The 16,917-nt window shown below is 59.0% G+C and carries 10 protein-coding genes, 1 rRNA gene and 1 other annotated feature (1 of these 12 running past the window's edge); of the genes, 3 read left to right on the top strand and 8 right to left on the bottom strand.

Annotation, left to right across the window (positions count from 1 at the left end; genetic code table 11):
- The first annotated feature begins 80 nt into the window (after nucleotides 1-80).
- Nucleotides 81-710, top strand: a complete 630-nt coding sequence (locus MITSMUL_RS04810) for a flavodoxin family protein (RefSeq protein ID WP_005840436.1) — start codon at nucleotides 81-83, stop codon at nucleotides 708-710.
- A 57-nt stretch (nucleotides 711-767) separates the two neighbouring features.
- Here the strand turns inward: MITSMUL_RS04810 and MITSMUL_RS04805 are convergent, their stop codons facing one another.
- The 3 genes from MITSMUL_RS04805 to MITSMUL_RS04795 form a co-directional block, all read right to left on the bottom strand.
- Nucleotides 768-2,135 carry a prolyl oligopeptidase family serine peptidase gene (locus MITSMUL_RS04805; protein ID WP_005840434.1) on the bottom strand — a complete coding sequence of 456 codons (1,368 nt, stop codon included), beginning with the start codon at nucleotides 2,133-2,135 and terminating at the stop codon, nucleotides 768-770.
- Between the two features lie 107 nt (nucleotides 2,136-2,242).
- Complete coding sequence (locus MITSMUL_RS04800) at nucleotides 2,243-2,674, bottom strand: hypothetical protein (protein ID WP_147653095.1); 432 nt, start codon at nucleotides 2,672-2,674, stop codon at nucleotides 2,243-2,245.
- Between the two features lie 73 nt (nucleotides 2,675-2,747).
- Nucleotides 2,748-4,925, bottom strand: coding sequence for an ATP-dependent helicase (locus tag MITSMUL_RS04795; RefSeq protein WP_050751637.1), 2,178 nt, complete (start codon nucleotides 4,923-4,925; stop codon nucleotides 2,748-2,750).
- A gap of 183 nt (nucleotides 4,926-5,108) precedes the next feature.
- Between MITSMUL_RS04795 and MITSMUL_RS04790 the strand changes: the two genes are divergently transcribed.
- Nucleotides 5,109-6,653: a purple acid phosphatase family protein gene (locus MITSMUL_RS04790; RefSeq protein ID WP_005840428.1), complete on the top strand. Its 1,545-nt coding sequence runs from the start codon at nucleotides 5,109-5,111 to the stop codon at nucleotides 6,651-6,653.
- A gap of 117 nt (nucleotides 6,654-6,770) precedes the next feature.
- Nucleotides 6,771-7,925: a YibE/F family protein gene (locus tag MITSMUL_RS04785; protein ID WP_005840426.1), complete on the top strand. Its 1,155-nt coding sequence runs from the start codon at nucleotides 6,771-6,773 to the stop codon at nucleotides 7,923-7,925.
- Nucleotides 7,926-8,014: 89 nt separating this feature from the next.
- On the opposite strand, the gene MITSMUL_RS04780 is transcribed toward MITSMUL_RS04785, so the two are convergent.
- The 5 genes from MITSMUL_RS04780 to rrf all read right to left on the bottom strand — a co-directional run bounded on the left by MITSMUL_RS04780 (nucleotide 8,015) and on the right by rrf (nucleotide 14,314).
- Nucleotides 8,015-8,260 carry a hypothetical protein gene (locus MITSMUL_RS04780; RefSeq protein WP_040635488.1) on the bottom strand — a complete coding sequence of 82 codons (246 nt, stop codon included), beginning with the start codon at nucleotides 8,258-8,260 and terminating at the stop codon, nucleotides 8,015-8,017.
- 168 nt (nucleotides 8,261-8,428) lie between these two features.
- Complete coding sequence (gene recD2 / locus MITSMUL_RS04775; protein WP_005840422.1) at nucleotides 8,429-10,651, bottom strand: SF1B family DNA helicase RecD2; 2,223 nt, start codon at nucleotides 10,649-10,651, stop codon at nucleotides 8,429-8,431.
- A gap of 28 nt (nucleotides 10,652-10,679) precedes the next feature.
- Nucleotides 10,680-12,671: an ABC-F family ATP-binding cassette domain-containing protein gene (locus tag MITSMUL_RS04770; protein ID WP_040635900.1), complete on the bottom strand. Its 1,992-nt coding sequence runs from the start codon at nucleotides 12,669-12,671 to the stop codon at nucleotides 10,680-10,682.
- A 66-nt stretch (nucleotides 12,672-12,737) separates the two neighbouring features.
- Nucleotides 12,738-14,048, bottom strand: coding sequence for an LCP family protein (locus MITSMUL_RS04765; protein WP_005840418.1), 1,311 nt, complete (start codon nucleotides 14,046-14,048; stop codon nucleotides 12,738-12,740).
- Nucleotides 14,049-14,197: 149 nt separating this feature from the next.
- Nucleotides 14,198-14,314, bottom strand: a 5S ribosomal RNA gene (gene rrf, locus MITSMUL_RS04760).
- Between the two features lie 67 nt (nucleotides 14,315-14,381).
- Nucleotides 14,382-16,917, bottom strand: a sequence feature (mutual gap in cmsearch alignment for this rRNA model is longer than 100) (it continues 1,724 nt past the right edge of the window).

Below are 16,917 nucleotides of genomic sequence, written 5' to 3'. Positions count from 1 at the left end.
CATCGTGAACAGGACTTTCGGGCAGGGAGCGCGAAAAAGATAGGTAAACAATCATCATCTTATTTGCAGAGGTAATCACTATGAGCAAAATCCTTTTGATCAACGGAAGCCCCAATGAGAAGGGTTGTACCTACACCGCCCTGGCAGAGATTGCCGCCACGCTCCACGAGCAGGGCGTCGAGACGGAGATGATCTGGCTCGGCAAGAAACCCGTGCAGGACTGCATCGCCTGCCACAGCTGCATGAAGACCGGCCGCTGTGTCTTTACGGACATCGTCAATGAGACGGCCGACAAGCTCGCCGCTGCCGACGGCCTCGTCGTCGGTTCCCCCGTCTACTACGGCGGCCCGACGGGATTCATCACGAGCTTCCTCGACCGCCTGACCTTCAGCTGCACAAAGGATGCCAGGATGTGCGGCAAAGTGTCCGCTTCCATTGTCTCCTGCCGCCGTGGCGGCGCGACGGCAGCCTTTGACCGCCTGAACAAGTACTTCCAGATGTCCAACATGGTCGTCGTCGGCTCTCAGTACTGGAACCAGGTACACGGCTTCACGCCGGACGAAGTCCGCAAGGATCTCGAAGGGTTGCAGACGATGCGCACGCTCGCGCGCAACATCGCCTGGATCACAAAGTGCATCGAGGCAGGCAAACAGGCTGGCATCGACTACCCCACACATGAACCCGTCATCATGACGAATTTCATCGATTGATTCCTTGCAAAAAGATTGCCATAGAAGAGCAGGAAAACCGCTCCTCTATGGCAATCTTTATTTCTTCTGGGCAAAGAGCCAGTCGCGGATGGCGTCGATGCCGTAGGCGAACGACCAGGTGTACATGTGGTTGCCACCAGCGAAGACCGTGTAGTTGATCTTCTTGCCCTGGGCGGCGAGCTCACGGACCTGCTTGTCGAGCTCGGCGACTGGAGACTTGCTGTTCCACCACGGCGAGGCGTTGCGCGCGACGGAGCTGCCGAGCGACTCCCAGAGGGCCGTCGCTTCGTTCATGCCCGGGAAGGCCTTGTTATCGCCCTCACAGACCGTGATCCAGAGTTTCTTGTCCTTCATCGCGGCCATCTCCTGCACGTTCCACTGGCAGGCGACGAGCCACTGCGCGGCAAAGAGGTCCGGATAGCGGTCGCTGATGGCGATGTTCGTCATGCCGCCCTGCGACTGGCCCGTGCCGTAGATGCGCGTCTTGTCGACGGCGTAGTTCTTGATCGTGTCCTGCAACAGGTGCGTGACGAGCGTGAGGCCCGGCGTCCAGACGTTCTCGTCCGTCGTCATCATGCCGATGCTCTGGACGATGTCCTGCGTATACTGCGGTGCAAGGACGATGCACGGATGCTTGGCCTGCTCCTCCGGCTCCGTCCAGACCGTCGCGCCGTTGCCCTGGAACAGCGGCGTCTTGGTATTGTTGATGTTCGCGCTGGCATCGGCCACAAAGAAGACGAGCGGATACGACTTATTGGGGTCATAGTCCTTCGGCAGGTAGAGGTTGTAGGGCATCTCATAGCCCGTCTCCGGATCCTTGTAGACGTGCTGCGTGAAGCGGTCGACATCCTGTTCGACGACGCCTGAATCGCTGTGCGCCTGCGATGAGGCCGCGTAGACCGTGCCGTCCTGTGCCTTCACGTCCTTGACCTGGCTGACCTTGACCGTGAGGTCAGGCGGCTGGCGGTCGGCAATCCACGGTGCATCGACGCCCTTGCCGCCCTTATCGTCTCCTGCCGCATCTGCCTGACCGGCCTGGGCTGCATCCTGCTTGGCTCGTGCGGCCAGGTCGCCATCAAATGAAGTATTCGAGTGCGCGAGGTGCAGCACGACATAACAGCCCGGCACATCCTTCTCGGCCGTGGGCTCCGTATTCGTCGTGACCTTCTCGACCGTGCGGCCCTCGACTGTGTAGTCCGCTGCCGCGAGCTGCTTGCTGTCGAGCGAATGCGGGTACTTGAGGACGACGTAAGCCGGCAACTCGCCGTCGCCATAGCTCTTGGAGATGACCGTCACCTGCTCAATGCCCTGGACGCTCGCCACGGCAGCTGCCTGCGGCGCCTCAGCGGCCGCTGCATAGAGTCCCCCGTGAAAGATCGTGCCGGCAGCAATGCCGGCCAGTAAAATCGCTTTTTGCCAACGCAAAAAAATCCCCCCTGTACCGAACTGAAAAATAAAATCAAGCTCAGTATAGAGGGGCGTGCTTACAGGACAATTACAGTTTGCCGGGATTTTCTATGAAAAATCAAGGATCAGTTGAGCACGACGTAGCCGATGACGAAGCTGATGATGAAGATCATGAAGTAGATGACAATGGCCTTGTTGCTGAGCCAATCGCTCGAGAGATCGACCTCGGGCATCTCGATGTGCGGCTTTTCGAGATGCGGCATCGCGACGTGCGGGACCTCAATGTGTGGGGCCTCGAGATGTGGCTTCTCGATGTGTGGCAACGTGACATGCGGCGCCTCAAGGTGCGGCTTCCCGACGGAGGGCGCCGAAGGCATCTGCGGCAGCCTACCTTGTTTTACGCGCGCGCGCAGCTCCGGCACGAGCGGGACGAGGAAGGCGAGCGCGGCGAGGACCACGGCGCCGCGCGCCCCCACCAGCTTCATCGCGATGACGCCGAGCAAGATGCCGATGGCCATGCCAAAGCACAGGACTTTCTTTTCTCTATCATTCATCATGATTTGATTCACATCCTTTTCCTGAATGAAGTATAACACTGCGGCCACATTCCGGCAAGGATGCAAGTCGCCATCAAATCTTTTGCAGCTTGACGCGGAAGGCGATGCTGCGGTTCGTCGCGAGCTCGTCGAAATGAATGACGTAGGCGCCCTTCTCGTGGTCGATGGCGACGATGGTGCCGTCACCGAAGACGCGGTGCGTCACGCGGTCACCCTCATGGAGGGCAGGCGGCTCTGCCTGGCGCGAGAGGCGGCGCGCAGAGGCCCGGACGAAGTCGCGCGCCGCGCGCACGAGGCGCTCGGGCAGCGGTGCGGTGAAATCAAGAAGGGCCGGGTCGATGTCGAGGATGAAGCGCGAGGGATAGCGCATCGAGCCGTCGATGTTGAGCCCCTCGGCATCCGAGAGGTAGAGCCCCTTCTCCGCCCGCGTCATCGCGACGAAGGCGAGGCGCCGCTCCTCCTCCATCGCCTCGGGCGTGCGCGTCTTGCGCGAGGGGAAGACGCCCTCATTGAGCGCCACGAGGAAGACGTAGGGGAACTCCAGCCCCTTGGCCGTGTGCACCGTCATGAGCCGGACCTTGTCGCCGGGGTCGCCGGCATCCTGATTCGTGAAGAGCGCGGCATGCGCGAGGTAATCCGTGAGCCCCGCTTCCTCGCCGCAGCTGACCTCGTACTCGCGCACGGACTGCTTGAGCTCCGCGAGGTTATCGAGGCGCGCCTGACTGCCCTCCGTGCGCAGCATGGCCTCGTAGCCGCTCCGGTCGAGCACTTCGGCCAGCACCTCCGAGACCGACGCGCCTGTACTGACCTCTGCGAGGTCATCGACGAGCTTCAGGAACGCCCTCGCCTGTGTTCCCTTCCAGATGGGGTCCTCGATGCTCGCCTGCATGGCTTCGTAGAACGTGAGACCATGCTCTTCTGCGTATTCCGTCAGGAACTTGCGCCGCCGCTGGCCGATGTTGCGCTTCGGCACGTTGACGACGCGCAAGAGCGAGAGGTCATCGCGGTAGGCGAGCAAACGCAGGTACGAGAGCGCGTCCTTGATCTCGCGCCGCGCGAAGAACTGGACGCCGCTGTAGATGGTATAGGGAATCTCCGCTTTGAGGAGTTGTTCCTCGATGCTGCGCGTGATGTAATGCGCACGGTAGAGCACCGTCATCTCGCGATAAGCGACGCCCTCTGCGTGAAGCCTTGCCATCTCGCCAGCCAGCCAGCTGGCCTCCTCGCTCGCCGCGCCCGCATGATGGCAGACGACCTTCCTGCCATGCTCTTTCACGGGCACGAGATCCTTCTCGATGCGGCTCGTGTTCTTGGTGATCAGCGAATTGACGACAGAGAGGATTTCCGGTGTCGAACGGTAGTTCTCGAGCATGAAGATGGTCTTCGTCCCCGGGAAGTGGGTATCAAAGTCCAGGAGATAGCGCCCCGAGGCCCCACGCCACGTGTAGATGGTCTGGTCGGGGTCGCCGACGACGAAGAGGTTCTTGTGCCAGCCGCAAAGCACGTTCATGAGCCGGTACTGCGGCTCGTCGATATCCTGGAACTCGTCGATCATGATGTACTCGAGGCGCTGCTGCCACTTCTTACGGATCGCCTCGTGCTCGGCGAAGATGTGCAGCGAGAACTTGATGAGGTCATTGTAGTCGAGCCCGAAGCACTTCTTCTCTTCATATAAGTAGCCGTAGAAGAGGATATCCTGCTTCGACTGCGCCCGGTCGTACTTCTCCTTGAGCGAAGCGAGCGGCAGAGCGATGAGCTCCTTGTAGTAGTCGGGCTGCTGCACGAGCTTGCGCATCTCGAACATATCGCGCGCCTGGCCGTACGTCATGTCGCGCAGGGTCAGGCCGCGCTCCTCGTAGATCTTCGCGAGCATGTCGTCGATGTCGGCGTTGTCGAGCACGAGGAAGCTCTTCGGGTAGCCGACGGCATGGCTGTCCTCCTGCAGGATGGAGACGCAGAAGCCATGGAATGTGTTGATGTAGCCCGTGTCATTGTCGCCGGTCAGCGCGTGAATGCGGCTGCGCATCTCCGTCGCCGCCTTGTTGGTGAACGTCACGCAGAGGATGTTGCCCGGCAGGATTCCGAGCTCCTCGACGAGGTAGGCAAAGCGGTGCGTGAGCGCCCGCGTCTTGCCAGAGCCAGCGCCCGCCAGCACGCGCACGAAGCCCTCTGTCGTCGTCACCGCCTCACGCTGTGCATCATTGAGCCCCGCCAGCAAGTCCTGCTCTTCATCCCATCCTCGATCTGCCATATCCGTCCCGCCTTTCTTCTCTCTTTCTCTCCATTCTACCACAGCTCTTTCCCAACGCATCCCCAGAATAACAAAAACTTTACACAGCGGTAACAACGGCCATGCGGCCCAGTGATAGAGTGAGGATAGGAAAGGAAAGAAAAGAAAGCATCCGAATCTGTGTATGAATTAGGAGGAACTGGTATGTTGTTGAAGAGCAAGAAACGTCTCACCGCCTACGTTGTCGCCGCACTCTGCGTCGCTTCGACGGGCTTTGCAGCCACGGAGCACTGGAACGACGCATCGACGACGCCGACGACCGTCGTCGCCACGCAGGCAGGCGATGCGAACTGGGAGCAGTGGAAGTCGAGCTGGAAGGATATCCAGGATGATTATGAGCAGGTTTCCCTTGCACCGGGCAAAGATGCCACGCAGATGAATCTCGCCTGGTACTCGAAGGACAAGGCCAAGGCCGCCGAGGTCCGCATCTCCACGAATGAGGATATGAGCCATGCGCGCTCCTTCCTTGGCACGTCCAAGACGGGCACGGTCATCGATGACACGCAGTACTACACCAACAAGGTGTCCGTAAAGGATCTCAAGCCCGATACGACGTACTACTATCAGGTCAAGATCGACGGTCAGTGGAGGGATGCTCAGTCCTTCAAGACGGGCAATCCGGATAATTTCACCTTCATGTACGTCGGCGATCCGCAGATCGGTGCATCCAAGGGCCAGACCTCGTCGGAAGGCAATAAGCAGGACGGCGAGCTCGCGACGCGCAACGATGCCTACAACTGGAACAAGACGCTCAACAGCGCCCTCTCCCAGCATCCAGAGATCAACTTCCTCGTCTCCCCTGGCGACCAGATCAACGAGCCGGCCGAGGATCAGTCGGCTGCCAAGATCAAGCTGCAGGAGCAGCAGTACGCAGGCTACCTTTCGGCCAAGGCTCTGCGCAGCCTGCCAGAGGCCACGAGCATCGGCAACCACGACAGCATGACGACGGGCTACCAGAACCACTTCAACGTGCCGAATCCGTTCACAGAGGAAGCCAATCCGACGAAGGCAGGCCATGGCTACTACTACACGTACGGCAATGCCCTCTTCATCGTCATCAACGCCAACAACTACAACGCAGCTGACCACGAGGCCCTGATCAAGAAGGCCATCAAGGCCAACCCGAACACGAAGTGGCGCATTGTCGTCATGCATCAGGACATCTACGGTAGCGGCCTCGATCACTCCGACTCCGACGGCATCCTGATGCGCACGCAGCTCACGCCGATCTACGACGCCAACAAGATCGACGTCGTCCTGCAGGGCCACGACCACACGTACGCTCGCACCTACCAGCTCTCGAGCGATGGCCAGCAGCATGCAACCTTTGACGAGTACCGCGTGAAGGGCCAGCAGGGGCAGAGCCACGGCATCCTCAACGAAGCCCTCAAGGACAGCACGAAGAAAGAGGCCTATGAGAGCCAGAACCGCTGCTACACGATTGCCGACATGCAGCAGGGCACGCTCCACAATCCGAAGGGCGTCTTCTACATGTCCTCGAACTCGGCAACGGGCTCCAAGTTCTACGAGCTGATCCCGCAGCAGCAGGATTACATCGCTGCGCGCAGCCAGAACTGGAGGCCGACGTACTCCGTCGTCCACATCACGAAGGACACGTTCAGCATCGACACGTACGACGCTGAGACGGGCACCCCGATCGACCAGACGTACAGCATCGTCAAGGACTGAGTATAGACTCCCTCTGATTTCTCTATTTTCCCTTTTCTCTCAATACGCGAAAGAGATCTCTGAACCATGAAGAGATCTCTTTTGCATATACACGTCGCTGACTAGAAAGGAAGTCCCATGAATCTCATGCACACATGGCCGAGACGCCTAGCCGCCGTGCTCGTCGTCTTTGCCCTCCTCGCTGCCCTCGTGCAGCTCAACAACGTCACCAAGCCAGCGCTCGTCAACACAGACGGCCGCGTCTTCGCGAAAGCCGTCGTCGCTGACGTCTTGCGCGACAATGTACAGGAAAACGGCAGCCGCATCGGCGACCAGATAGTATCCCTGAAGCTCGAGGACGGCTCTCTCGTGCAGGCCAACAGTCCGAACGGACTGCTCTTCGGCACGGTCTGTGAGCCCGGTATGTCCGTCGTCGTCATCGCGAGCAAGACGGGCACGCTCTCTTCGTACACCGTCTACAGCTACGACCGCATGACGGCCGTCATCGCCTTTCTCGCCTTCTTCGCCCTTCTCTTGATGCTCGTCGGCGGCAAGAAGGGCGTCAAGTCGGTCGTCGCCCTGACGGCGACGTTCGCCTGCTTCCTGTTCTTCTTCTTCCCGCTGCTGCTGCACGGCCTCTCGCCGATCGTCGCCGCTGTCATCACCGCGACAATCGTGCTCGCGCTGACGGTCTGGCTCATCTGCGGACCGACGCGGCAAGCACTCGCCGCAGGCATCGCCTCATTTGGCGGCGTGCTCTCCGCTGGCATCGCCGCAGAGGTCTTCGGCCGCATGGCACACCTCTCCGGCTACAACGTCCCGAATATCGAATCACTGCTCTTCATCAGCCAGAACTCCAAGATCGACGTCGGCGAGCTCCTCTTCGCCGGCATCCTCTTCGCTAGCCTCGGCGCCGTGCTCGACATCGCCATGGACGTATCGGCCGCCACAGCTGAGATCCGCAGCCAGAGCGCGGAGGTCTCCGCGCAGTCGCTCTTCAAGAGCGGCATGCGCGTCGGCCAGGATGTCATGGGCACGATGGCCGCCACGCTGATCCTCGCCGTCTTCGGCGGCAGCCTCGGCACCTGGGTGCTCGACTACGTCTACGACCTGCCATTCCTGCAACTGCTGAACTCCAACAGCCTCGACATCGTCATCATGCAGGGCCTGTCGGGCGGCATCGGCGTCATCCTGACCGTGCCTATCGCCGCCGGCTTCTCGGCCGTCCTGCTCAGCCGTCACCGTCAGCAGCAAGCAGACGAGCCGGAACAAGCAAAGGCATCTCAGACTTGATACAGCCAGTCACAAAAGAAGGGCTTCGCTTTGAGCGAAGCCCTTCTTTTTCCCCTTTTTTCTTTCTCTTGTCGAGCAGCATCACCGGCTCAGTGCATGAGCTGGCCGTTCTCCGATACGGCTACGACACCGGCCTTGCCGCCCTCGTAGTAGGCGACTCTATAGGCTCTGTCGCTGCCGACGGTCGTGTCCGTCACGTTCTCGACCTCAGCCTGCGGGTGCAGGGTCTGCACGACGTCTGCCGCGATCTCCTCGCTGACTTTCGGCGTGCCCTGCAGCATGAGCAGGCCGCCCCAGACACACAGACCGATGATTGCCAGAATCCCGTTCTTCATAATACCAATCCCTTTCCATAGAACCATAAGATGATTTCTTCTTTCCAGGGACTAGTATACTCTATTTTGCATCAATTGTTTACACTTCAGTAGTAAGTATTATGTATTCTTGCAAAGTTGTGTTACAATTATGATTAATATCTGCGCTTATACTGTATGCAGGATGATTCAGCGCTCAAATCCATAGTAGAGCCGCTCGGCAAGCAGTGTGTAGCGCTTGCTCGTGCGGTTATTGCCGACGGCCGTGTTGAGCGCGGCCTTGGAGCCGAGCAGGACGACCTCGCGCTTGGCGCGCGTCACGGCCGTGTAGAGCAGGTTGCGCTGCATCATGATCGTGTGCGAGCGGACGAGCGGCAGGATGACGACGGGGTACTCGCTGCCCTGGCTCTTGTGGACGGTCAGCGCATAGGCGAGCGCGAGCTCGCCGAACTCACCATTCTCGTAATCGACCTCGAGTTCATCGCTGAAGTGGACTGTCATGCGGCCCGGCTCGATGGCCATGACGAAGCCGATGTCGCCGTTGAAGACCTGCTTCGTGTAGTTGTTCTTCGTCTGGATGACCTTGTCGCCGAGGCGGAAGGTCTGGGCCGCGTTCGTGAGTTCCGGCCGCTGCGGAGACTTCGGGTTCAGCGCGGCCTGCAGGACCTTGTTGAGGTTGTCCGTGCCGCAGGACAGCCGGTGCATCGGTGCGAGCACCTGGATGTCCGTCAGTGGCGAGAATCCCTGCTGCGGCAGGACCTTCGTGCAGAGCTCGACAATCTGCGCGGCCACCGCCTCCTCATCGTCGATCTCCCAGAACTGGAAGTCGCCCTGCGGCGAGCAGACGGGCAGCCGGCCCGCGTTGATGGCGTGGGCGTTCATGACGATGCTGCTCTCGCCCTTCTGGCGGAAGATATCCGTGAGGCAGACACTCGGGATGACGCCGGAGCGCAGGATGTCCCGAAGGACTGTGCCGGGTCCGACGGACGGCAGCTGGTCGACATCACCGACAAAGATGACATGCGCGCCGTCGGGCACGGCCGCGAGGAAGTGCTGCATGAGCGAGATGTCCATCATCGAGACCTCGTCGAGGATGATGACGTCAGCCTCGAGCTGCTCGTCCTCGTTCTTGCCGAACGTCGGCGCGCCTGAACCGCCTGCGCCCTGCGCCTCGAGCATGCGATGGACGGTCACAGCCTTCTGGCCTGTCGCCTCGGCGAGCCGCTTGGCGGCGCGTCCCGTCGGCGCGCCGAGCAGCACCGTGAGGCCCTGCAGGTGCAGGAGGTCGATCATGCCGCGCACGACCGTCGTCTTGCCTGTGCCGGGGCCGCCGGTCAGCACGAAAACGCCGTACTGCAATACGTCCTCGAGCGCCTCTTTCTGCTTGTCAGCCAGCCGGATGCCCGCAATCTGCTCCCAGCGCGCGACGAGCGTCGTCGGGTCAGCCTCCATCGCGATGGGGTCGGCATACTTCTGCAGGTAGAGCAGTTTGCGCGCCGCCTTGATCTCCGCGCGGTAGAGGTAAGGCGGGTAGATGAGCGTCTCTGACCCGACGTATTCCACGGCGAGCTGCTTGTCCTGCAACAGGTCCTGGAGGACCTTGCGCACGGATGCCTGCTCGACTTTCAAGAGGTCAGATGCCTGCTTCTCGAGCGCCGCCTCTGGGATGCAGCAGTGGCCCTGCTGCGCAATCTTCTGCAGGGCAAAGTCGATGCCCGCGGCGATGCGGCTGCGGTCGTCAGCGGCGATGCCGAGGCTCATCGCGATGGAGTCCGCGATGACGAAGCCGATGCCCTCGACCTCGCTGGCCAGTTGGTACGGGTGATTCTCGAGCGTATCAATGGAGAACGAGCCGTACTTCTTGAAGATGCGCGCCGCATACGTCCCTGAGATGCGATGCGTCTCGAGCCAGAGCATGATGTCGCGGAGCTCCGACTGCGCGGCGTACGAGGCCGTGATCTTCTCGATGGTCTTCTTGCCGATGCCCGCGACCTCGCCGAGCCGGTGCGGCGTCTGCTCGATGACGGTCAGCGTCTTCTTGCCGAATTTCTGCACGATGCGTTTGGCCAGCGCGGGCCCGATGCCGTCGACGATGCCGGAGGCCAGGAAGCGCTCGATGCCCTCGGCGCTCGACGGCGCCTCTATGCAGAGGCCCGTGACCTGGAACTGCTGTCCGAAGCGCTTATGTGTCGTCCAGTGGCCGCGCAGGCGCAGCTGCTGGCCGACGAGGGGCGCCTCGACATTGGCGACGGCCGTGATGCGGCTGTTCTTGCGCAAGGGCTTGAAGGAAAAGACGGTGAACGGAGTCGCTTCATTCGTAAAGACGATGCGCTCGACGACCCCCTCGATCTCCTCCTCCATCTGCAGCCCTGGCAGGGACGGCTGGACTGGTCTGCTTTTTTCGTTCTTCATCTTGCTGCCTCCTCTCACAGGGGATGTCTCAGGCCTCGGTCAGGCGCTCCCACTTCTCGTAGCGCATCTCGATCTCCTTTTCCTTTGCCGCATAGGCCTCAGCAATCGCCTGGCTCTGCTGCGGGTCCGCCTGTATGGCGGGGTTGTTCATCTGGAACTCGAGTCCCTTGAGCTCTGCCTCAGCCATCGCGATCTCGGCTTCGGCACGCTGCACCATCTCCTCGCGCTTTGCGTCACTCATGCTCTGGATGCGGCCGATCTCCGCGCGCTTCTTCTCCTCTTCGCGGCGCTTCTCAGCGGCCTCATGGGCAGCAGCTGCCTGCTTTGCATCCACGGCAGCATGCTGCGCCTCTTTCGCCGAATGGCGCTTTGCCTGTGCCTCTTTCTCGCGCTCGTGCTCTTTCTCGGCCGCCTCGCGCTCTTCGCGCGCCTCCTCCTCGGCAATCTCCTTCTTCATGAGATAGTAGCTGTAGTTGCCGAGGTACTCGGTGAGCTTGCCGTTCTCGAGCTCCAGGGTGCAGTTCGCGACCTTGTCGAGGAAGTAGCGGTCATGCGAGACGGCTAAGAATGTGCCGGGAAACGCCATGAGCGCTTCCTCGACGGCCTCGCGCGCCGGGATGTCGAGGTGGTTCGTCGGCTCATCGAGCACGAGGAAATTCGCGCCCGTAAGCATGAGCTTGAGGAAGGCCACGCGCGACTGCTCGCCGCCGGAGAGGTCGCCGATGCGGCGCAGGACCTCGTCGCCATGGAACAGGAAGGCGCCGAGGTAGCGGCGCGCCTGCTCCTCGTTGATGCCGTACTCGTAGATGAGCTCATCGAGGATGGTGTTGTCCATGTGCAGGCCCTCGTGCTGCTGCGAGAAGTAGCCGATCTTGACGCGGCTGCCGATCTTGACGCGGCCCGTCGGAGACTCGAGCTCGCCGACGAGGACGCGCAACAGCGTCGTCTTGCCCGCACCGTTGGGGCCGACGAGCGCGACGCCGTCGCCACGGCGTATGAGCATCGAGATATGGTCAAAAATCTTGTGGCTACCGAACGCCATCGAGACGTCCTCGAGCTCGGCCACGCGCTCCGCGCACTCGGGCGGCTTGTTGAGCGCAAAGTAATTGAAGGATGCATCCTCCGGCGGCAGCACGATGCGCTCGAGCCGGTTGAGCTGGCTCTGGCGCCCGCGCGCCTGCTTGCTCTTGATGCCCGCCTTGTACTTGCGGATGTACTCCTCGGTCTTCTTGATATGCTCCTGCTGCTTCTCGTAGGCCGACTGCAGGGCCGCACGGCGCTCCGTCTTGACCTTCATGTAGTAGGTGTAGTTGCCGTCGTAATTCGTGACCGTGCGGCCCGCAAGCTCGAGGATGCGCGTGGCCACACGGTCGAGGAAGTAGCGGTCGTGCGAGATGATCAGCACGCCGCCGGAGTAATTCTTCAAGAAGCCCTCGAGCCACTCGATCATATGGATGTCGAGGTGATTCGTCGGCTCGTCGAGGAACAGGAAGTCCGGTTCACGCAACAGTGCCTTCGTCAGGCAGATGCGCGTCTTCTGACCGCCGGAGAAATGTGCGACATTCTTCTCGAAGTCCTCTTCGGTGAAACCGAGGCCGAAGGCCACGCGGCGGATGCGGCTCTCGTAATCGTAGCCGCCGAGCATTTCGAATCGTTCGACGACCTTGCTGTAGGCCTTCATCGTCTCTTCCGCATGGTCGACGGCAATCTTCTTCTCGAGCGCCTTCTTGCGCTCGCCGAGCGCGATGACATCGTCAAAGGCGCGCAGGAATTCCTCGTAGAGCGTGCCAGTACCGAAGTCGGCCTGCTGTTCGACATAGCCGATGGTCGCGGCCTCGTCGAGCTGGATCGTACCGCCGTCCGTCTCTTCCTGACCGAGCAGGCAGCGCATGAGCGTCGTCTTGCCGGCACCATTCGCCCCGACAAAGCCGACCTTATCGCCGCGCGCGACCTCGAAACTGACATCGTGGAAGAGCTCATCGATGCCGAACGATTTCTTGAGCCCCGTTACTCGTAGCATTGCCAAAGTATTCACTCCTAAATTATTGCGAGAAAGACGGAGCATCTGCTCCGTCTCCTTCATCCGTCATTTCCCTTTTTTGTGGTAATCGCGGCCGATATTGACCACGGCCTGATTCGAGCTGCCGCCATCACGGATGACGCAGGCAAACGGCAGGCCGTAGAAGACATCCGTATTGCGCGTCGAAGTCGTGATGGTCGTCGTCGGATTCGAGCTCGTCTTGCCCGTCTCCACGCCCGAGATGATGAAGCCCTTGCGCTGCAGGACGGCGGCGACCTCTACGCCGGCGCCGTCGATGCCGCTCGAGTTGATGACCATGACCGAGATCTCCTCCGGCTTCATCGGCTCATCGTCTTCATCCTTCTTGTCCTTCTCCGTGAGTTTCGTGCCGCCGCTCGTCTTATGGGCGAGCATCTTGAGGTCCTTCGGCAGGTCGGCATCGTACTTGTCCTCAGCCGCCTGCGCCTCCTGTTTCGCCGCATCCGTCAGCGTGAGCCCGAGCTCCGAAGCCAGCAGATCGCGCACATCTGTGATATCCGGGATCCAGTAGCTGATGTCCTTATGGTAAGCCGGCTGGCCCGGTACCATCTGTGCCTCGAGGCCATTGGCCTGGAGCGTCTTCATCATCTTCGTGAAGCTCAGGAGCTCCGTCACGGACATATCCGTCTTGACTGCCGAGCTGACTTCCTTGACGATGTCCGGCAGGCGCGGCAGGATCTCTGGCGAGAGGACCTGTGCCACGACGGCCTTCATGAACTTCTGCTGGCGCCCGATGCGCCCGATGTCGCCCTCGCCGTCGCGGTAGCGCACGTACTGGATGGCCTTCTTGCCATCCATGTGCTGCTCGCCCGGATAGAGGTCGATGACGAGGCCGCCATTGTCATCCCAGGGGTCTTCGTAATGCATGCGCTTCTCGACATCGATGTCGACGCCGCCGATGGCGTCGATGATGCGCTCAAAGGACTTCGTATCGATGATGACATAGTGGTCCATCGGCACGCCGAGCAGGTCCTCGACGGACTTCTGCGTGAGCTCATGACCGCCGTACGCATAGGCGTGATTGATCTTATCGTAGCCATGCCCATCGATTGCCACGCGCGTATCGCGCGGGATTGACAAGAGCGCCGCTTTCTCGGCTGTCTTATCGATAGAGGTGACCATCAAGGTGTCACTCCTGCCCACATCATCCTTGCGGCTGTCCACCCCCATGATCATGACATGGACGATCTCATGGTCTGTATCGCCGATCTCATGGGCCGGAGTCTTGCGGCTTATCCCAGCGTAGCAGCCGAGTACGACAGCTATAATGACGACGAGGATGAATCCAAGCCACTTGACTCGTCGCAAGCTGCGTTTCTGTTTGCGCACTTCAGGCATCCAATTTCGCCCCTTATATCTAAAATGAAACGTTACAACTTATTCAGTATATCAAATATCATATCTATCTGCAAATACGAAAGCCATCTCCGATGGATAGCAGATGCGAATACAAGAAAAAGAGCTCCGCCTCAGCGGAGCTCCTGCTTAACCGGCAACTTCCTATCCTCCCAGTCCGTCTCCAGACAAGTACTTTCGGCCTCTGAATGCTTAACTACTGTGTTCGGTATGGGAACAGGTGGAACCATTCAGGCATCATCACCGGATATTCTATTGAATGCTTGCACATTCAAAACTATACAGAAGAAACTACTTTGCGAACATTTCAGTTCTCTAGTTAAGCCCTCGACATATTAGTAGTAGTCAGCTTCATGCCTTGCGGCACTCCCACATCTACCCTATCAACCTTGTCTTCTTCAAGGTGTCTTACTAGCTTGTGCTATGAGATACTTCATCTCGGGACGGGCTTCACGCTTAGATGCTTTCAGCGTTTATCCCTTCCGGACGCAGCTACCCAGCTGTGCTTCTGGCGAAACAACTGGTACACCGGCGGTCCGTCCACTCCGGTCCTCTCGTACTAGGAGCAGTCTCCCTCATGTATCTTACGCCCGCGATGGATATGGACCGAACTGTCTCACGACGTTCTGAACCCAGCTCACGTACCACTTTAATGGGCGAACAGCCCAACCCTTGGGACCTGCTTCAGCCCCAGGATGTGATGAGCCGACATCGAGGTGCCAAACCTCCCCGTCGATATGGACTCTTGGGAGAGATTAGCCTGTTATCCCCAGGGTAGCTTTTATCCGTTGAGCGATGGCAATTCCACTCTCATTCCACCGGATCACTAAGCCCTACTTTCGTACCTGCTCGACCTGTATGTCTCGCAGTCAAGCTCCCTTCTGCCTTTATACTCTTCGCGCGATTTCTGTCCGCGCTGAGGGAACCTTTGGACGCCTCCGTTACTCTTTCGGAGGCGACCGCCCCAGTCAAACTGCCCACCTGATACTGTCCTCAGCTTCGTTACTTCTCGAGTTAGATCCCTAGCACATAAAGGTTGGTATCCCAACAGCGACTCCGATAAGCCTGGGGGCCTATCTTCTCCGTCTCCCAACTATCCTGTACGTTACATGCCAAAAATCAATGTCAGGCTGCAGTAAAGCTCCATGGGGTCTTTCTGTCCAGTCGCGGGTAACCTGCATCTTCACAGGTATTTCAATTTCACCGGGTCCCTCGTTGAGACAGTGCCCAAGTCGTTACACCTTTCGTGCGGGTCGGAACTTACCCGACAAGGAATTTCGCTACCTTAGGACCGTTATAGTTACGGCCGCCGTTTACTGGGGCTTCAATTCAAAGCTTCTTCTTGCGAATAACCTCTCCTCTTAACCTTCCAGCACCGGGCAGGTGTCAGCACCTATACGTCAGATTTCTCTTTAGCAGGCACCTGTGTTTGTGGTAAACAGTCGCTTGGGCTTCTCTTCTGCCGCCGGCTCCAGCTCCAACCGCAAGGGTCTTCACCAGCTCCGGCCATCCTTCTCCCGAAGTTACGGATGCATTTTGCCGAGTTCCTTAACGAGGGTTTTCCCGCGCACCTTAGGATTCTCTCCCCGCCTACCTGTGTCGGTTTTGGTACGGGTACATGATGTCTCGTTAGAAGCTTTTCTCGACAGTGTAGTACGCTTGAATTCGGATTGTACCGAAGTACGCTCCTATCTATCAGTTCTCGGCCTTGGTACAGGGATTTGCCTCTATACCAGCCTACCGCCTTCGACGCGCATTTCCAATCGCGCGCTCAAGCTCCTTGCTGTGTCACTCCATCCTCAAACAACATCATGCAGTACAGGAATTTTCGCCTGTTGTCCATCGCCTATGCTTTATGCCTCGGCTTAGGTCCCGACTTACCCTGAGACGACGAGCGTTGCTCAGGATCCCTTAGGCTTTCGGTGGATCCGATTCTCACGGATCGTTTCGCTACTCATACCAGCATTCTCACTTCCAAGCTGTCCAGCCGTCCTTTCGGTCTGCCTTCAACCTGCTTGGAACGCTCCCCTACCGATGCTTGCGCATCCCGCGACTTCGGTTCTGTACTTGAGCCCCGGATATTTTCGGCGCAGGGCCTCTCGACCAGTGAGCTATTACGCACTCTTTGAATGGTGGCTGCTTCTGAGCCAACATCCTGGTTGTTTTGGAAGTCCTACATCCTTTTCCACTTAGTACAGCATTTGGGACCTTAGTCGGCGATCTGGGCTGTTTCCCTTTTGAATACGGGTCTTATCACTCGCATTCTGACTCCCAGGCTCTTCTCATGAAGCCATTCGCAGTTTGACTAGGCTCGGTAAGCTTTACGCTCCCTTACCCGATCAGTGCTCTACCGTCTCCATGTGTTACCTGAGGCTAGCCCTAAAGCTATTTCGGGGAGAACCAGCTATCTCCACGTTCGATTGGCATTTCACCCCTATGCACAGCTCATCCCAAAGTTTTTCAACACTCACGGGTTCGGTCCTCCACTCATTTTTACCTGAGCTTCAACCTGGCCATGCATAGATCACTGTGGTTTCGGGTCTAATCCCAGAGACTTGCGCCCTATTCAGACTCGCTCTCGCTTCGGCTCCGCGTCTCCCGCTTAACCTCGCCTCTAAAATTAACTCGCCGGTTCATTCTTCAATAGGCACGCCGTCGCACATATAAAGTGCTTCGACTGCTTGTAGACATACGGTTTCAGGTTCTATTTCACTCCGCTCCCGCGGTTCTTTTCACCTTTCCCTCACGGTACTATGCGCTATCGGTCGTTCCGTAGTATTTTGCCTTGGATGGTGGTCCACCCTGCTTCCCACAAGGTTTCACGTGTCTCGTGGTACTCTGGATACCAGCC

The organism is Mitsuokella multacida DSM 20544 (assembly GCF_000155955.1).
GTDB classification, from domain to species: Bacteria; Bacillota; Negativicutes; order Selenomonadales; family Selenomonadaceae; genus Mitsuokella; species Mitsuokella multacida.
This window is presented reverse-complemented; position numbering and strand designations above follow the sequence as displayed.

Coding starts and splice junctions, on each gene's coding strand:
- MITSMUL_RS04810 (WP_005840436.1), top strand. CDS start 81: ATGAGCAAAATCCTTTTGATCAACGGAAGCCCCAATGAGAAGGGTTGT.
- MITSMUL_RS04800 (WP_147653095.1), bottom strand. CDS start 2,674: ATGATGAATGATAGAGAAAAGAAAGTCCTGTGCTTTGGCATGGCCATC.
- MITSMUL_RS04795 (WP_050751637.1), bottom strand. CDS start 4,925: ATGGCAGATCGAGGATGGGATGAAGAGCAGGACTTGCTGGCGGGGCTC.
- MITSMUL_RS04790 (WP_005840428.1), top strand. CDS start 5,109: ATGTTGTTGAAGAGCAAGAAACGTCTCACCGCCTACGTTGTCGCCGCA.
- MITSMUL_RS04785 (WP_005840426.1), top strand. CDS start 6,771: ATGAATCTCATGCACACATGGCCGAGACGCCTAGCCGCCGTGCTCGTC.
- MITSMUL_RS04780 (WP_040635488.1), bottom strand. CDS start 8,260: ATGAAGAACGGGATTCTGGCAATCATCGGTCTGTGTGTCTGGGGCGGC.
- recD2 (WP_005840422.1), bottom strand. CDS start 10,651: ATGAAGAACGAAAAAAGCAGACCAGTCCAGCCGTCCCTGCCAGGGCTG.
- MITSMUL_RS04770 (WP_040635900.1), bottom strand. CDS start 12,671: ATGCTACGAGTAACGGGGCTCAAGAAATCGTTCGGCATCGATGAGCTC.
- MITSMUL_RS04765 (WP_005840418.1), bottom strand. CDS start 14,048: ATGCCTGAAGTGCGCAAACAGAAACGCAGCTTGCGACGAGTCAAGTGG.